19 protein-coding genes are annotated in these 15,308 nt (G+C 48.0%); 7 read left to right on the top strand and 12 right to left on the bottom strand.

The window, feature by feature from the left end:
- The first annotated feature begins 80 nt into the window (after positions 1–80).
- Positions 81–1,163 carry a murein hydrolase activator EnvC family protein gene (locus tag B2X65_RS08225; protein WP_290611871.1) on the top strand — a complete coding sequence of 361 codons (1,083 nt, stop codon included), beginning with the start codon at positions 81–83 and terminating at the stop codon, positions 1,161–1,163.
- Positions 1,164–1,269: 106 nt separating this feature from the next.
- Entirely contained in the window at positions 1,270–2,043 is a 774-nt protein-coding gene (locus B2X65_RS08220) for a divergent polysaccharide deacetylase family protein (RefSeq protein WP_290611870.1), read from the top strand.
- Positions 2,044–2,126: 83 nt separating this feature from the next.
- Here the strand turns inward: B2X65_RS08220 and rpoH are convergent, their stop codons facing one another.
- From rpoH to ftsY, 4 genes are all read right to left on the bottom strand, one after another.
- Positions 2,127–2,987: an RNA polymerase sigma factor RpoH gene (gene rpoH, locus B2X65_RS08215; RefSeq protein ID WP_290611869.1), complete on the bottom strand. Its 861-nt coding sequence runs from the start codon at positions 2,985–2,987 to the stop codon at positions 2,127–2,129.
- A gap of 127 nt (positions 2,988–3,114) precedes the next feature.
- Positions 3,115–4,095 carry a permease-like cell division protein FtsX gene (gene ftsX, locus B2X65_RS08210; RefSeq protein ID WP_290611868.1) on the bottom strand — a complete coding sequence of 327 codons (981 nt, stop codon included), beginning with the start codon at positions 4,093–4,095 and terminating at the stop codon, positions 3,115–3,117.
- Entirely contained in the window at positions 4,092–4,775 is a 684-nt protein-coding gene (gene ftsE / locus B2X65_RS08205; protein WP_290611863.1) for a cell division ATP-binding protein FtsE, read from the bottom strand. The genes ftsX and ftsE overlap by 4 nt, the downstream gene beginning before the upstream one ends.
- Positions 4,776–4,777: 2 nt before the next feature.
- Positions 4,778–6,019 (bottom strand): signal recognition particle-docking protein FtsY, encoded by a 1,242-nt coding sequence (gene ftsY / locus B2X65_RS08200; RefSeq protein ID WP_290611860.1) that lies wholly within the window; start codon positions 6,017–6,019, stop codon positions 4,778–4,780.
- Between the two features lie 81 nt (positions 6,020–6,100).
- Here ftsY and rsmD point away from each other — a divergent pair, with 81 nt between their 5' ends.
- A complete protein-coding gene (gene rsmD, locus B2X65_RS08195) occupies positions 6,101–6,694 on the top strand; it encodes a 16S rRNA (guanine(966)-N(2))-methyltransferase RsmD (RefSeq protein ID WP_290611857.1) in 594 nt (197 codons plus the stop codon).
- Here rsmD and B2X65_RS08190 read toward each other — a convergent pair.
- Positions 6,691–7,296, bottom strand: a complete 606-nt coding sequence (locus tag B2X65_RS08190) for a YjaG family protein (protein ID WP_290611856.1) — start codon at positions 7,294–7,296, stop codon at positions 6,691–6,693. The two genes, rsmD and B2X65_RS08190, sit on opposite strands and share 4 nt — an antisense overlap.
- 29 nt (positions 7,297–7,325) lie before the next feature.
- The gene (locus B2X65_RS08185; protein WP_290611855.1) at positions 7,326–8,564 is read right to left on the bottom strand and encodes a hypothetical protein; all 1,239 of its coding nucleotides are present in this window, start codon (positions 8,562–8,564) and stop codon (positions 7,326–7,328) included.
- Between the two features lie 300 nt (positions 8,565–8,864).
- Here B2X65_RS08185 and B2X65_RS08180 point away from each other — a divergent pair, with 300 nt between their 5' ends.
- Positions 8,865–9,458, top strand: coding sequence for a DUF4136 domain-containing protein (locus B2X65_RS08180; protein WP_290611852.1), 594 nt, complete (start codon positions 8,865–8,867; stop codon positions 9,456–9,458).
- On the opposite strand, the gene B2X65_RS08175 is transcribed toward B2X65_RS08180, so the two are convergent.
- Complete coding sequence (locus tag B2X65_RS08175; protein WP_290611850.1) at positions 9,455–10,045, bottom strand: DUF3833 domain-containing protein; 591 nt, start codon at positions 10,043–10,045, stop codon at positions 9,455–9,457. The two genes, B2X65_RS08180 and B2X65_RS08175, sit on opposite strands and share 4 nt — an antisense overlap.
- 175 nt (positions 10,046–10,220) lie before the next feature.
- On the opposite strand from B2X65_RS08175, the gene B2X65_RS08170 reads away from it, so the two are divergent.
- The gene (locus B2X65_RS08170; RefSeq protein ID WP_290611849.1) at positions 10,221–10,874 is read left to right on the top strand and encodes a 2OG-Fe(II) oxygenase; all 654 of its coding nucleotides are present in this window, start codon (positions 10,221–10,223) and stop codon (positions 10,872–10,874) included.
- Between the two features lie 43 nt (positions 10,875–10,917).
- Here the strand turns inward: B2X65_RS08170 and B2X65_RS08165 are convergent, their stop codons facing one another.
- The 3 genes from B2X65_RS08165 to B2X65_RS08155 are packed head-to-tail and all read right to left on the bottom strand — an operon-like array spanning position 10,918 to position 12,784.
- The gene (locus tag B2X65_RS08165; protein WP_290611848.1) at positions 10,918–11,352 is read right to left on the bottom strand and encodes a DUF192 domain-containing protein; all 435 of its coding nucleotides are present in this window, start codon (positions 11,350–11,352) and stop codon (positions 10,918–10,920) included.
- A 38-nt stretch (positions 11,353–11,390) separates the two neighbouring features.
- Positions 11,391–12,266 (bottom strand): 4-hydroxybenzoate octaprenyltransferase, encoded by an 876-nt coding sequence (gene ubiA / locus B2X65_RS08160; RefSeq protein WP_290611847.1) that lies wholly within the window; start codon positions 12,264–12,266, stop codon positions 11,391–11,393.
- Positions 12,263–12,784 (bottom strand): chorismate--pyruvate lyase family protein, encoded by a 522-nt coding sequence (locus B2X65_RS08155; RefSeq protein ID WP_290611846.1) that lies wholly within the window; start codon positions 12,782–12,784, stop codon positions 12,263–12,265. Before B2X65_RS08155 ends, ubiA begins: the two co-directional genes overlap by 4 nt.
- A gap of 161 nt (positions 12,785–12,945) precedes the next feature.
- On the opposite strand from B2X65_RS08155, the gene B2X65_RS08150 reads away from it, so the two are divergent.
- Positions 12,946–13,344: a flagellar basal body-associated protein FliL gene (locus tag B2X65_RS08150; protein WP_290611845.1), complete on the top strand. Its 399-nt coding sequence runs from the start codon at positions 12,946–12,948 to the stop codon at positions 13,342–13,344.
- An 18-nt stretch (positions 13,345–13,362) separates the two neighbouring features.
- Here B2X65_RS08150 and glpG read toward each other — a convergent pair whose 3' ends face one another.
- Entirely contained in the window at positions 13,363–14,181 is an 819-nt protein-coding gene (gene glpG / locus B2X65_RS08145) for a rhomboid family intramembrane serine protease GlpG (protein WP_290611843.1), read from the bottom strand.
- A complete protein-coding gene (gene glpE / locus B2X65_RS08140; protein ID WP_290611842.1) occupies positions 14,174–14,500 on the bottom strand; it encodes a thiosulfate sulfurtransferase GlpE in 327 nt (108 codons plus the stop codon). The genes glpG and glpE overlap by 8 nt, the downstream gene beginning before the upstream one ends.
- A 217-nt stretch (positions 14,501–14,717) precedes the next feature.
- On the opposite strand from glpE, the gene B2X65_RS08135 reads away from it, so the two are divergent.
- The gene (locus B2X65_RS08135) at positions 14,718–15,308 is read left to right on the top strand and encodes a LemA family protein (protein WP_290611839.1); all 591 of its coding nucleotides are present in this window, start codon (positions 14,718–14,720) and stop codon (positions 15,306–15,308) included.

Below are 15,308 nucleotides of genomic sequence, written 5' to 3'. Positions count from 1 at the left end.
TGAATTTACGTTTTTTAGCTCCCACAAGCCAGCAGCCATGTTGGCTGCTGCTAATCTGCTGCTTTATCGGCAGTTTGCCGGTGCAAGGCCTTCAGCAGGCTGAGCAGCAGCAAGAGCTTGAGCAGGTTCAGCAACAGATAAAAGTAACCGAGCGCCAGCTAAAGCAACAGCAAAAACAGCTTAATAAGGCAGAGCAACAATTACAACAGTCAGATCGGGCTTTAGCTAAAGCCTCAGGCCAACTGCAGCAGACGGAGCAGCAACTTGATCGCCTGGAACAACGTGGTAGCGAGCTCAATGCCGAGCAACAACAGCTTCAGGTTGAACTGCAACAGCAACAAAGCCAGTTGGCAGCACAATTAAAAAGCGCATATAGCTTAGGCCAGCATGACTACACCAGAATGCTGTTAAATCAGCAGGATGCAGGGAAACTGGAACGGGCGTTGACGTATTATCAGTATTTCAACCGGGCACGGGTAAACCAACTTGCAGCAATAAATAAAACCGTGCTGGAGCTCGAAAGCGTTAAAACGCAACTGGTTGAACAGCAGCAGCAATTAGTGAGTGTTCTCAGTGAACAGCAACAGCAGCAGCAACAGTTGCTGGCCGTCAAGTCAGAGCAGCAACAGGCGGTTAGCCAACTGCAGCAGGTATTGAAGGAGCAAGGTAATCAGTTAAGTTACCTGCGCCAGAACGAGACAAGTTTGCAAAACACCATCGACCAGCTGCGGGCTTTAGCACAGCGGAGCCTGGAACTGCTGGGATTAACAGCGAATAAAGGCAAATTACGCTGGCCGCTTAACGGCGCTTTACTACAAGGTTTTGGTGAAAACCGGCAGGGCGGGATGCAATCTCGCGGTATTTTAATTCAGGGTCAGGAAGGTAAAACCGTACAGGCAATTGCGGATGGCAGGGTAATCTATGCTGACTGGTTAAAAGGCTATGGCTGGGTCATCGTGCTGGACCATGGTGAGGGTTTTATGAGTCTTTACGGCCATAATCAGAATATTTTGAAGCAGCCGGGCGAGCAAATTATCGCTGGTGAAGCTATTGCGCTGGTGGGTATGAGTGGCGGCCAGGCCAATGCTGGCCTGTATTTTGAGATAAGAGAGAGAGGCGATGCCGTTAACCCCCTGTCCTGGCTGAGCAAAAACAAGGGTTAAAAATGTCTTGCGGGCAGGGGTAGCATACGCCAATATAGAGGCAAAAGCAGGATGATCTGGCCACTATGTGTTGGCAGCAGAACGGGAAAACAGGAATAATATCCGCGTGCGTATAATTTTTTTTGGGCTGGCACTGACGGCACTACTTAGTGTAGACGTCATGGCAGAAAAACCGCGTATCGCCATTATTATTGACGATATCGGTTATCAGAAAGCCGACTTAAAAATGGTAGCCCTACCCTATCCCCTGACGTTATCGGTATTACCCCATACACCGTACGGTCCAAAATCAGCACAACTGGCTTTTGCTCAGCAAAAAGATGTAATGCTGCATATGCCGATGGAAGCCAATAATAGTAAGAGACTGGGTCCCGGCGCGCTAACCCGCGATATGAGCCGCCAGCAAGTGCGTGACGCCCTGCAACAGGCGTTGGCTGATATTCCCTATGCGATTGGTGTTAATAACCATATGGGAAGTTTATATACCGAACTGGACCAGCCGATGGCCTGGACCATGGAGTATCTGCGACAACGCCAGCTGTTTTTTGTTGACAGTCTGACGACCCCACAAAGTAAAGCGCGCTTATATGCCCGCCAGTATGGTGTCGCCAGCTTAAGCCGCCATGTTTTTCTGGATAATGATTTGTCAGAGGCTGCCTTACAGCGCCAGTTTAACCAGTTATTGCAAATAGCACAGCGCCATAAAGTAGCTATTGCTATTGGCCACCCTTACCCACAAACCTATGAGTTTCTGAAAAAAAATCTGCCATTGCTAAATAAGCATGGTATTGACTTAGTTAAAATATCTGCATTATTACCACGGGAACATGACGTGGTAGCGGCCGGTTTTACCGCTCCAGCTATTTCAGCACCGCAATAAGCCATTGCTATGCCTGAATAAAAAAACCTGCCGCGGCAGGTTTTTTTTATGCTGTTAGCGTCAGTACGCTAACGACAAAGGCGTTAACTCAGCGCAGAATGCAGTTTTTTCATGGCATTTTTTTCAAGCTGGCGTACACGCTCAGCAGACACCTGATAACGCTCTGCCAGCTCCTGCAACGTAAGTTTGTTATTATCCAGCCAACGCGCCCGAACAATATCCTGACTGCGATCGTCCAGCGTGCGCATTGCCGCTTGCAACCGATCCGCTGCAGCAGTGTCCCATTGCTCGTCTTCAACCTGAACAGCCAGGTCAGATGCCTTATCCTGCAAATAGTAAACCGGCGCGGTATAGGCAGAATCATCGTCCTCGTCCGGCGCGTCGTACGGCATATCGTAGTTACTCATCCGGGATTCCATTTCCCGAACTTCATGTTCTGCCACACCGAGCGACTCGGCAACATGCTTCACTTCGTCCTGGTTGAACCAGCCCAGGTGCTTTTTTGCTTTTCGCAAATTAAAAAATAACTTTCGCTGTGCTTTAGTCGTGGCAATTTTAACAATGCGCCAGTTCTTCAATACAAACTCATGTATTTCGGCTTTGATCCAATGCACAGCAAAAGATACCAGGCGCACACCAACAGTGGGGTCGAAGCGCTTAACAGCCTTCATCAAACCGATATTGCCTTCTTGCACCAAATCACTAATGGGTAAACCGTAGCCTGAATAGCTGCGGGCAATGTGTACTACAAACCTTAAATGAGACATCACCAATTGACGGGCTGCTTTCAAATCACCATCTTGCTGCAGACGTTCAGCTAAATTACGCTCTTGCTCAGCTGTTAACATCGGTATTGTACTTACAGCATGAGTGTATGCCTCAAGACTGCCACTGGCTGCGACGGTAAGCGGCATGAATTCTGCTTTATCTGCTATGGTTGTCATGTTTTGCCAATCCTGTTTCAATCGAATAGATGGATATTAGCACTCTTTACGCAAGAGTGCTAATTGTCGATCATAAGTTTTTGAGATTTGGTTATTCTAAAAGTATTTCTTTAATAATTATTTATTATTAAGGACCGGTAGGTTCAATGGCACTGATATGTCGGCGCACTGACAGATAGGACCCTGCCAGCCCAAGCAGTACCGCAATCAGCAGTAAGGCCAGAAACTCACTGAAACTCATTGCCTTCAGGCTGAAATCACTTTGGTAGAGCGCAGTAACATTGCTGATCGCACTCTGCAGCCACCATAACATTAGCTCTACTACCAGAAACGCAAGCAAACCACCAAAAATACCAAACCAAACCCCCGTGTACAAAAAAGGGCGTTGGATAAAAGCATCTGTTGCACCAACCAGTTTCATTACTTCAATTTCGTCTTTTTTATTCATGATAGACAAGCGGATAGTGTTACCGACAATCAGTAACACAGCGCTTAACAACAGTAAGGCGATAATAGCCACCGCTTGTTGCAACATGCTGACAATCGCATTTAACCGGGTAAGCCAGTCAATATCCAACTTGGCAAACTCAACCACCCGTTCAGCACTCAATCGTTCGAGCAGCGTTTCCGCTGCCTGAGGAGCAGTATTCTTCGGTAATACCCGGATAAGATCGGGCAGTGGGTTACTATCCAGATAATTCAGTGCCGCGCCAAAACCTGATATTGCCTGAAATTCCGTCATCGCTTGTTGCTTGCTGACGAAAATCACCTGTGCGATATCGCGATCAGCCTGTAAAATCGTAACCAGACTTTGCACCTGATTCGCCGGGGTTTGATCTCGAATATACAAACTTATTTCCGCTGCCTGGGTAAAACTGCTGCTAATTTGCTGCATATTCTTCACCAGCAGGTGCAAGGTGGCCGGAAGTGTTAAGCTAACACCCAGCACGGCAATGGTTAAAATAGATGCCGACGGTGTTCGCCATAATTCACCCAGGCTTGCTACTGCCTGGCGAGCATGATTAAGCCAGAACATGATAAAACGTCGTAATAACCCTATTTTCTTAGCTGCCGCGCCGGTTGCCCGTCCGGTAAACAGAATACTCATACCGGCTCCTGATATTGCAACAAGCCATCGTTAATCATTCGACCTTGTTTTAAGGTCAGGGTGCGATATTTCATTCGTGCCACCAACCCCAGGTCATGGGTGGCCACCAATACCGATACGCCAACCTGATTAAATGCCTCAAATACCCGCATGGTGTCTTTTGACAAATCCGGGTCCAGGTTTCCGGTCGGCTCATCTGCCAGCAATAATGGCGGCTTATTTACCACAGCTCTGGCAATACCAACCCGCTGTTGCTCACCACCTGATAAGGTGGCGGGTAAACATCGTACTTTATCCAGTAACCCCACTTTATCCAGCGCTGCATGCACCCGTTTTACCATCTCTTTGCCGGTGAAGCCTTCTATCACCAGAGGCAATGCGACATTGTCAAAAACAGTATGATTCATCAGCAAACGGTGGTTCTGAAAGATAATGCCAACGTCACGTCTTACATAAGGGATTTGGCTGCGTTTAATCCGGCTTAACTCAATATCGTTAATTAATACCCTGCCAGCACTGGGTCGTTCGATCAGGCTAATCAGTTTTAACAAGGTGCTTTTTCCGGCACCAGAATGGCCGGTCAAAAACGCCATTTCACCTTTCTCTAACCGAAAACTGATTCTGTCCAACGCGACGAAACCACCCGGATAGCTTTTACTGACCTGATCAAACTGCAGCATGGTTAGTGTTCCTTACTAAATAAGGCTTTGATAAAATCCTGGCTGTTGAACTGGCGTAAATCGTCGATAGCCTCACCAACACCAATATAACGAATAGGTACCGTAAATTGGTTGGCAATGGCAAAAATAACACCGCCTTTTGCAGTGCCGTCCAGCTTAGTCAGGGTGATCCCCGTCAACGGTACCGCTTCATTAAATAACTTTGCCTGACTTAACGCATTCTGCCCGGTACCTGCATCAAGTGTCAGCATCACTTCGTGCGGTGCGGCACCATCAATTTTTTGCAGTACCCGGACAATTTTCTTCAACTCATCCATCAGATGGGCTTTGTTTTGCAGGCGACCGGCCGTATCCGCGATCAAAATATCAACCTTGCGGGCTTTTGCAGCCTGATAGGCATCAAAAATTACTGAAGCACTGTCAGCACCGGTATGCTGAGCAATCACCGGAATAGCATTACGCTCGCCCCAGACCTGCAGTTGCTCTACTGCCGCAGCCCGGAACGTATCGCCGGCGGCCAGCATCACTGACTTGCCCTGCTGCCGGAACTGTTGTGCCATTTTACCAATGGTGGTGGTTTTACCCACGCCGTTGACCCCAACCATTAAAATCACAAACGGACCCGCAGCATTGTTAGCGACTAAAGGTTGCTCAACCTTACTAAGGAGTGCTGCCATGTCCAGTTGTAACTGGTTAAATAGCAGTCCGGCATCTTTTAATGCTTTACGGTTTGCATGCTGAGTTAGCTGAGTGATCAATTGCTGAGTGGTATCCATACCAACATCGGCCATCAGCAACTGGGTTTCCAGTTCTTCGTAAAGCTCATCATCTATTTTTTTGCCACTAAATAACCCGGCAAGACCGTCTCCCAGGTTTTGACTGGTTTTAGCAAGTCCTTGCTTTAACCGGCTAAAAAAACCGGCTTTTTTAGCCGGTGATTCCGGCAGCGGCTTGTTACTGGCATCAGACGGCAGCAACGTATTCGCAGACGACGCCATAGGTTGTTCAGCAGCGTGCTCAAGTGGCGGCTCTGGTGACGGCTCTGCGGTGAGCTCAGTCTGCACCGGCACTGGCGCTGGTTCAGCAATACCCTGCTCTGGTGCAGCGTGCTCAGGGTCAGTATGTTCAGGGGAAGCCTGAGCATCTTGTGTTGATTTAGCAGACTCTTTGGCAGGTTCGGCTTCTGCTGGTGGTGTTTTTTTACCCAGGCCAAGCCAGGAGAAAAGATTTTTCTGTTTTGTCATAAGCTTTTGTGTCGAAGGCAGTATTCAGGATAAAATTGCTGCTAATACTATCACCTTTAACTCGCAGGCAAAACGGAAACGATGAAACAAGCTAAAACCGCTAAAAGTAAAGTTGGCCAGCCTGGCTTTGTCAGGATAATCAGCGGTCAGTGGCGGGGTCGCCGTTTACCCGTCGCCGACGTTACCGGCCTTCGTCCGACCACTGATCGGGTAAAAGAAACCTTATTTAACTGGTTGATGCATGATATCACTGCCAGTATGGTGCTTGACTGCTTCAGCGGCTCAGGCGCCCTGGCATTTGAAGCGCTGTCGCGCTACGCCGCTTTTGCCACTCTTATTGAAAAAGACTCCGCTCAGGCCAAACGGCTTCAGGGGTTGCTTGCAAGTTTAAATGCCAGCCAGGCCGAGGTAATAAACAACGATTGCTTACGTTTTCTGACACAGCCGGCAAGCCGTCAATACCAGATAGTACTGGTCGACCCTCCTTTTCGCCAAAATCTGGCAATTCCCTGTTGCCAGTTGTTGCAACAGCAAGGCTGGCTTAGCGCCAATGCCTTAATTTATCTGGAAACTGAAAAGGAATTATCGATGACCGACATTCCCGCTAACTGGCAACTTTTAAAAGAAAAGATCGCTGGGCAGCTGGCATACCGACTTTGGGTTAAAACGTCTTAGACTAGCTCCATACCCAAATTAGTCAGACCCTGTTCTTGCACCCAGGCTTTTAACAGCAGCATTTGCTCACGCTCTATCTGCTTCATTGGGCTGACCAGCTCAATAAGTTCAGCCAGACACTCCATTTCATACGCCATCAGCGGATGATCCCGTACATGTTTTTTCAGCTCATTTTCACTGGTAATATCTTCATCTTCAGCTTGATGCTCAATCAGCCGTGCCACGGTAGCCTGAGATATTTTGGCTACATTAATAAATTCGCCGCTGTCTTGCTGACTGATACCGTTGAACATCGCATCCAGCGCAGTGGCACAATCTACTGCCGGATATACTCCAAACATTTGAAAATGATTAACTTCCGGGATCAGTGGCTCTAGTTCCTCTGCCAGCCGGGGAAAGTTAATTTTAGCTTTTTTAACGGTTAACCACTCCCAGCTTAACTCCAACATATGTCTGAGCGCTGCAGCGTCGCCAAACTCACTGACTTCACTAAACAACTGATAATTCGGTAACATGCGCTCAAGCAAACAGGCTGCAATGGCAGCCTGTTGATAAAACCCCAGATCACGCATCAACTGGAAGTTATTTGCTTTTTGTTTCATACCACTCCTGAGCGGATTAAAGGCTAGCCTTAACCCGATACGGCCAGTTGTTTCTGGGCGTATTCAAACTTAAGCTTGTATTCCATAATTTTCTGTTCCAACTCGCTGGTATGCTGCTGATTCACTTCATCCTGCTCAGCAAGTTGCGAGCGCAGCTGCCGAATCATTTCCCGGCTTTGATCGGCTTCGTATTGCTGCTTTTGCTCGGCCGCTTGCTGCCGGTTTACCGCATGGTCTAACTGACCTTCCAATTTCTTAGTGCGGCTTTGGCTGTGCGTCAACATCTCGTTGATATTGACAAACTCAGCCTGCAAACGGGTTAACTCAGAACCAAGCTCAGCACTGCTATCTGCCAGCTCGTTGCGATGCTGTTCAAACTCACTGATTTGAGCTTGCAGGGTTTCGCTATGAGCTTCCAGTTCCGCAAGTTGCGCTTTTAACTCATCATGCTGTTGTTGCTGCTCTTCAAGAAGTTGATTACGTTCTGCCAGTTGCTGCTCTAGATCACGGACTTGCTGCTGACTTATTGCCAGCGCTTGCAGTTTATCCTGTTGTGCCTGGGTTTGTTCTTCTGCAGTTTGTTGCAAGGCCTGATAGCTTGCTGTCAGCTCGGCCAATTGCTCGGCGTTATGCTGCGCTTCATGCTGTTGTTGCTGCAAGCTGGTTTTCATATGTTGCAACGCCAGCTTACTTTCATGCGCCTGAGCACGAGCTTGCTCGAGCTCTGAATGCAGCTGAGTAAGCTCTTCAGGATCGGCGGCGTTTTGCTGCGCACTTTGCAATGCCTGTTCAGCCTGCTGCGTCTTGCGTTGCTCAACATCCAGCTCTTTGGTTAATTCGGCCAGCTGCTGCTCAAGACTTATTTCACGTTCACTTAGCGAGGCATTATGTTGCTGTGCTTTTTTCAGCTCGGCAGCCAGGGACGCCATTTGCCTGGTAGTTTCAGCGGATTTCTGCTGCAAATCAGCCAATTCCTGATTGTCGGTAGTGGCTACTGGCGCCGCCAAATCAAGTTGCTGTTTCGTTTGCTGCCAGTCTTTAAATAATTTCTGGTAGGCTTGTTCCTGTTCGATTAACCGCTGCTGCCACTGGCTTTGCGATTTCGCCAGAATCTGCGCGCTATAGCCTTGCAATAACTGCTGCTGCTCATTCATCAGCTGTTTACCGAAGTCTGCCAGACTTGCTGCAAGCTGCTGCTGCGCTTGATTTTCCAGTTCTGCTGCGAGCTGTTGCTCGTTGTTATTATTATTTTTTTTCACTGCATTCATGTTCTGGTCTCGAATTAAACAGCCGCCCCGGCTGTATACTATCAATGTTGTGCCGAGATCCCTGCCGCACGTTATCAATGAGTGTAATATGAGTTGAGAATGATAGCTAACGCTATTGTATATTTTGTCCTCAATCGTTTTAACACACTTTGCATGCCTTAATAAATATCAGAGTGGGCAAATTATTGTCGGGGCTGGAAAGTTTACTTACTTTACCCCGCTAAAACCATACTAAACTCAACGCAACTTAATAACGTAATACATGTCTTATGTTTCAGGCTGTAATCAGAGGAATCCGTGATGACCACCATACGTACAAAAGTACTGCTAAACCGTAATTTTTTGACTGCCACTTTGCTGGCACTGACATTGACAGCTTGCAGCAGCAATCCTACCGTCCGCTCTGATCAAGCCACTGATGTTAATTTTAGTCAGTACCAGACTTTCTCTTTTGTTGAAGAGTTAGCTACCGATCGTGCGGGCTATACCACTTTAGTTACCCAGCATTTTAAAGATGCCATAAGTAATGAACTGGCTGCCCGGGGGTTACGTTATGTAGAATCGGACCCGCAATTATTGGTTAATTTTAATTCTAATGTGGCAAACCGTTCCGAAACGCGCAGCACGCCAACCGCAAGTTACCATTATGGTTATTATCATTATCGTCGTGGCATCGTCTATGCTGGTTTTCCGGTTTACAGCAACGACGTTAGCACGGTGCATTATAAGGTAGGCACCGTAAATATTGATTTAGTTGATGCCGCCAAGCGCAGGTTAATCTGGGAAGGCATTGCTGAGGGGACGTTAAAGCAGAATGACCTGGAGCAACCGCGGGACGCCGCAGCCCGCACCGTTGCTCTTATTTTCGAGAAGCTCCCAACACAACAAAATTAGTTTGCTGCGATTTCAGCAACTTGCTGCTTCAAGGCTGAGCAATCAGCTTTGGCATCAAGTTGCTGAATCGACAACGTAAGTTCGGCGACTTTAAAGCCAAACTTGTGCAATGTTGTGCGGTTTATCAGGTTTTTTTCATCAACCAGATGCAACCAGTCTTTCACTGTAACGTCCAGGGTATCGCCATCATAAGGCAGGCGTAACACATACTGCCAATACAAACTATTGCCAGCCAATTGACCGGTCGCTTCACCCACTACATCACCGGCAGTGCCAGTTATCTCGCCTTCGGCACTTTGGCTTAACTGCCAGTGGCGCTGTTCCACCCGGCCATCGCTAAAGTAGAAAACTTCATACAAATCGCCCTGCCCCTGCTGCCACTCGCCACAGAGATCGGCAACAAAACGCACGCTTTGCTGACCTCGCCAATTGTGCATAACGCCGTATGCCCGGCCAGAACCCAGAAAAAACTGGTCAAGCGCCAGCTCTGGTGTCAGTTGTTGGTAATCAGAAATAGACTGGCTGCATCCCGTCAGTATTGACAGGCTCGCTGCAAGCACGGCTTTGTGCCAGAAAAACTTTTTCATCACGATCTCCTTGTTTTATTCAACTTTAGCAGACGTTACGCAGATAGCGTTGCTTTAGCTCAGTATGGTGGTTACCTTGCTAAGCTGAATTACTTATCCTGAAGACAAGATTTTTTTGTTAGACAGACGACCAGCAACCGCTTAAAACGCAACCCTGTGTCACGGGGAGTTTACTATGCCAGATCTGATGGTGTCTTATGATGAGAGAGACCCGACTGTTAACGTGATTAATAACGAAGAGATTCTGAGCCACTTTTACCAGCATGGCTGGGTCGTTATGCCGGCGTTTTTACCCTGCGTCCTAAATCAGTTGCTACTGGATGAAGCATGTTTTGACGCCGATCTAACGCCAGCCGGTGTCGGGCGGGCAAATGATTTTATGGTAAACCGGCAGATCCGCCGTGATAAAACGCATTGGTTTGACGCCAAAAGCAATGCCCAGCAAGACTACTTGCAGATAATGCGCCAATTACAGTTGCAATTGAATCGACAGTACTTTTTGGGTTTATTTGATTTTGAATGTCATTTTTCCCGCTATCAGCACGGTGACTTTTATCAAAAGCATTTTGATGCCTTCAGCGGCCGCTCCAATAGAGTGCTGACGACGGTAAGCTATTTAAATAATATTGCGGTTGGCGGAGAGTTAGTCCTGTATGGGCCAGATGACGCCATATTGACGCGTATTACGCCACAGGCAGGTACCCTGGTACTATTTGAAAGTGAGCGGTTTGCTCATGAGGTACTGCCTGCAATTGATGAGCGCTACAGTATTGCCGGCTGGTTCCGTCATAATAATAGTATTAACGGATTTATTGATCCCAGCCGCTAAGTTAAAGCGGTGAAGTGGCTTATTCGCCTAACGGCTAATTAGTTTAGCGGATCACTGTTAGCGTATGCCCGACCTCAATATTGTGCTTCGCAAACCAGCCTCGTGGCATTTCCAGCGCGGCCAGCGCTGCAGCCGGGGTGGATACAGGTGTCTCGTCCAGTGGATGAAGCGGTTTTATCGCTATAATTCGCCATTGCGGATCAATAAACGCCACGTCCAGGGCTAAATCGGTATTGCGCATCCACAGGCTGATAAACCTCGGCTCAGGGTACAACAATAACATGCCTGGCTCGGCACTTTGCTGAAACATAAGGCCACGTTCGCGAAGCTCAGGCGTATCCGCCAGCTGTACCTGACGTTTGATATCAGCAATCTGAATATTAGCTATTGGAAAACTAATCCGTTGGATAGGCTCGGGTTCAGCACAGGCATTTACGGTGAATAGTGATAATAAAACAGCAAAAATGGGGTGCTTCATCCTGGATACCTGTAATAAGTTATAGAGCAAACGCGCGGTTAACCGCCACTACTATAGTAATGCAAGGCAATACCGCTGAACACCAGTAATCCAACATAATGATTATTTAAAAACGCCTGAAAGCAACCGGCCCGGCTTTGTACAGCTAACCTGAACTGATATAGAAAAACCAGGCTGCTGCATACCAGCGCTACGTAATACACCAGGCTTAATTGCGCCAAAACTCCAACATAACCCAGTAACAGCAGGGTTGAAAGCTGCAACAGCACAATGATGGTAAGTACGTGGTTACCAAACAAAATAGCGGTTGATTTGATTCCTGCCTTTACATCGTCCGGTTTATCCACCATGGCATAGTAAGTATCGTAAGCTACTGTCCAACATAAGTTGGCCAGATACAGGCACCAGACCAAGGCTGGCAACTGCTCCTGAATTGCCATAAACGCCATGGGCATGCCCCAGCTGAAGGCGGCCCCCAGCACGACTTGCGGTAAATGGGTGTAGCGCTTCATAAACGGATAAATAGCTGCCAACAATAACGCGACCAACGACAGCAGCATCGTTTGCCAGTTTAGCCACAATAATAAGCTGGCACTTAGTGCAACAAGCACGGCAAATAACTGCAATGCTTCTGCGGCGCTAACGCTACCTCGGGCCAACGGGCGCATCGCAGTGCGAGCTACCTGTCCATCAACGTTGCGATCAGCATAATCATTTATTACGCAGCCAGCGGAGCGCATCAGTACGACTCCCATGCTGAAAACTAGCAACATACTGATAGCCGGGAATCCGCCGCTGGCAAGCCAGAGAGCCCACCAGGTGGGCCATAATAATAAATAAATGCCAATTGGTTTATCCAGACGCATTAGCAGTCGATATTCTGACCAGCGCTGCCAGCTAAGCTGCCATTTCATAATGTTAAAACACCATCCAGAAACACTTCAGCGACCAGCAGTGGCTGACCCGATAGGGTAAAAACAGAACGTCGGGCCCAGTACTCACCGGATGCGACAGCTGCTGTCAAAGGATGCGATAACCGTACCCTTGCCACCTCTATTTCACCGCGGCTGACATGTTGCTGCTGAAAAATGACTTCTCCCAAAGGCTGGTTGCCAAGTTGAGCCAGCGGCTGCAGCGCAGCTAAGGTTGCTAATGGCAGCCAGCTTTGTGCATAGATGCAAGGCAACTGATTACACGACATTAATACTTCCCGACATTGCGCCTGCTTAATACCAGGTAACAACGGCGTGATAAATTCGGGTAAGGCATACTCTAGCTGCTGCAGCACCTGCAGCTGAAAATGGCGGGTACGACTTTTCAGCCGTGCAGTAAGGGAGGCGGGCTCCAGCAACCAGGCTTCAAGCACAGGTGGTAACGTGACAGCACTGGCCAATTGCCAGTCAGAAGCTAATGAAATAGCGGGCTTGGTCACTCAAATACTCAAATTGCGATAATATGGCCAAATGATAGCAAGTTCGGCCCACCTTTTCAGCTGAAAAAAACGTTCGCGACAGCATAATTAAACTGGTAAAGCATGCGGTAAAACACTAAGGTTAACAAAGAATTCCCCGAGACAACCTAAGGTAGGGCAACATGAAATTTTTCGTTTTTATACTCACTGCTTTACTTATGGTGCCGTCAGCAGCGAGTGCCAGACAGCAGGAAGCCGAATTTGTTTATTATGGCTTTGACCCGGATATTGTCACCAATTATGTTTCAGGAAACCGGCGCAGTCTGGGTTATGTAAGGGTGACTGTTGAATTAATGGTAACCGACAAACGTTTTCTTACAGCCATTGAACATCATGAACCGCTTATTCTCGACACCATTATTGGCATTCTGAGCAAACAAACTGAAGATAAAGTGAAATCGCTTACCGGAAGGGAAGAAATCCGGACATCGATTCTGACCCGACTGCAGGAAGTGCTGAAAAAAGAAACCGGTGACACCATCATCAAAGACTTACTCTTTACTAAATATTTGTATCAGTAAACAGACACCGCTAGCAAATCAACTCGTTGCAGCATGGCGTGGCGGTTTAATCAGCAACGCCAGCATTAACCCAGCCAAAAGTCCTGCCAGATGAGCCCAGTTTGCCATGCTAATCCATAGCACGTCAGCAAAGCCCAGTAATAGCCACACCACCATAAACATGGCCAAAGCGTCGCTGATCAGTGGCCGGGGCCGGGGGTAACGTTTCTGACTAAGCCAGCAAAAACCAAAAAGTGCATACACCACGCCCGACAATCCCCCGAAATTAGTGCCGACCAGAAAAAACTGTGCGGCGTTGGAAATGACCGCAGTGAGCACAGTAAAATTAAGTAGCCTAATACTGCCAAATTGGCGCTCCAGGGCTGAACCGAGCAGTAACCACCACAGCAAGTTAAACACCAGATGCGTGGCGGAAAAATGCAATAGTGCCGGGGTAAACCAGCGCCAGAGCTGCTGTGGCACAGTCAGTTGCAAACTGTTGGTCGCGCCCCGAAAGTCGAGCTGTAACCAGGCGTAAACCAGTAGGCATATTCCTAACATCAACACCGTGATGGGGCGGCTAAGCACCTTTTGCCATGGCACCACGATGCGGCGCTGGCCAGCTTGAGCGACAGGCTGGCTACGCTGCCATGCTGCTGCCTGGTAGCGAGGATGATGAGGATCCTCTACAAATTCTTTTAGTAAGTCAGCTACTTGCTCCGCGCAGTTCTCGTCGCAATACAACTGGGTGGGGCCATTGCTTACCGGCTGCGCGACAACGTGCAGCCCTTCACTCTGGCAATAGTCTGTAAACAGCAACGCCGCTGACAGATTATTGATTTCAGCCAGTTTATGCATCGTTACTGCGCTCAAAGGGCTGTGATTGCTGCCATTGGCTGAAACCGCCATCCATACTATATACCTTTTCAAAACCTTGCTGAGCCAGATATTGAGCGGCGCCCTGACTCGAGTTGCCATGGTAGCAAACGACAATGACCGGCTGGTCAAATTCAACCTGCTGCATAAACTGGCTCAGACTGCCATTATTCAAATGATAGGCGCCGGGAATATGGCCATTGGCGAAGCTTTGATCATCACGAATATCGGCAATGATCACCTCCTGCTGTAATAGCATGGCCGCGGTATCTGCAACGGAAATATGGTGAAAGTCGGTCATTACTGCTCCCAGGCAAAGTGGTAAGAAAAAAGTGGTCATATAATTGTGGCGTTATCATAACGCACTGATCAGTAAATAGCAGCCCGTGTCGCTTTGGCAACCTGTAGCAACGTCTGTGTCACAGGTGTTTTAGCCGTTACTGAACAAGAAAGGCTGGACATTCGATTAAACTATTGTTAACAATGTTGGCATCGAAATAGCGTGCCAGGGATCCATCATGAATTTACTAATTATACTTGTCATTCTTGCAGTCATTATTTTCTATGTCATCAGTATTTTTAATCAACTGGTTAAACTCAAAAATCGTTTTCAAAACGCTTTTGCTCAGATCGAAGTGCAATTAAAGCGCCGATACGATTTAATTCCCAATCTGGTTGAAACGGCCAAAGCCTATATGTCACATGAGCGTGAAACTCTCGAAGCCGTGATAAGTGCCCGCAACGCCGCTATGGCAGGATTAAAAGTCGCCGCCAACAATCCCGGTGACGCTGGCGCTATCAGCCAGCTTGCCGGTGCAGAAGGCGCGTTGCAAAGTGCGATGGGCCGGCTGAATATGGTGATGGAAGCTTACCCCGACCTGAAAGCTAATCAGAATATGATGCAACTATCTGAAGAACTGACCAGCACCGAAAACCGGGTCGCTTTTGCGCGCCAGGCATTTAATGATGCGGTGACTGAATACAATACATACAAACAAAGCTTTCCGCCGGTGCTGGTTGCGGCCACCTTCGGCCACGCTAACGATGCGACCTTGCTGGAGTTTGAAGACAGTCAGTTAATTCAGGCAGCACCGAAAGTCAGTTTCTGA

It is taken from the genome of Arsukibacterium sp. UBA3155 (genome assembly GCA_002364615.1).
Classification (GTDB): domain Bacteria; phylum Pseudomonadota; class Gammaproteobacteria; order Enterobacterales; family Alteromonadaceae; genus Alishewanella.
Note: the sequence above shows the minus strand (reverse complement) of the source record. Positions and strands in the feature narration are given on the sequence as shown.

What these genes read in the sequence shown, in the direction of transcription:
- B2X65_RS08180 (WP_290611852.1), top strand. Translation starts at nt 8,865, where the DNA reads ATGACCACCATACGTACAAAAGTACTGCTAAACCGTAATTTTTTGACT.
- ubiA (WP_290611847.1), bottom strand. Translation starts at nt 12,266, where the DNA reads ATGAAATGGCAGCTTAGCTGGCAGCGCTGGTCAGAATATCGACTGCTA.
- B2X65_RS08135 (WP_290611839.1), top strand. Translation starts at nt 14,718, where the DNA reads ATGAATTTACTAATTATACTTGTCATTCTTGCAGTCATTATTTTCTAT.
- B2X65_RS08165 (WP_290611848.1), bottom strand. Translation starts at nt 11,352, where the DNA reads ATGAAGCACCCCATTTTTGCTGTTTTATTATCACTATTCACCGTAAAT.
- ftsX (WP_290611868.1), bottom strand. Translation starts at nt 4,095, where the DNA reads ATGAGTATTCTGTTTACCGGACGGGCAACCGGCGCGGCAGCTAAGAAA.
- rsmD (WP_290611857.1), top strand. Translation starts at nt 6,101, where the DNA reads ATGAAACAAGCTAAAACCGCTAAAAGTAAAGTTGGCCAGCCTGGCTTT.
- B2X65_RS08190 (WP_290611856.1), bottom strand. Translation starts at nt 7,296, where the DNA reads ATGAAACAAAAAGCAAATAACTTCCAGTTGATGCGTGATCTGGGGTTT.
- glpG (WP_290611843.1), bottom strand. Translation starts at nt 14,181, where the DNA reads ATGCATAAACTGGCTGAAATCAATAATCTGTCAGCGGCGTTGCTGTTT.
- B2X65_RS08185 (WP_290611855.1), bottom strand. Translation starts at nt 8,564, where the DNA reads ATGAATGCAGTGAAAAAAAATAATAATAACAACGAGCAACAGCTCGCA.
- ftsY (WP_290611860.1), bottom strand. Translation starts at nt 6,019, where the DNA reads ATGACAAAACAGAAAAATCTTTTCTCCTGGCTTGGCCTGGGTAAAAAA.
- B2X65_RS08175 (WP_290611850.1), bottom strand. Translation starts at nt 10,045, where the DNA reads ATGAAAAAGTTTTTCTGGCACAAAGCCGTGCTTGCAGCGAGCCTGTCA.
- B2X65_RS08170 (WP_290611849.1), top strand. Translation starts at nt 10,221, where the DNA reads ATGCCAGATCTGATGGTGTCTTATGATGAGAGAGACCCGACTGTTAAC.
- glpE (WP_290611842.1), bottom strand. Translation starts at nt 14,500, where the DNA reads ATGACCGACTTTCACCATATTTCCGTTGCAGATACCGCGGCCATGCTA.
- B2X65_RS08150 (WP_290611845.1), top strand. Translation starts at nt 12,946, where the DNA reads ATGAAATTTTTCGTTTTTATACTCACTGCTTTACTTATGGTGCCGTCA.
- rpoH (WP_290611869.1), bottom strand. Translation starts at nt 2,987, where the DNA reads ATGACAACCATAGCAGATAAAGCAGAATTCATGCCGCTTACCGTCGCA.
- ftsE (WP_290611863.1), bottom strand. Translation starts at nt 4,775, where the DNA reads ATGCTGCAGTTTGATCAGGTCAGTAAAAGCTATCCGGGTGGTTTCGTC.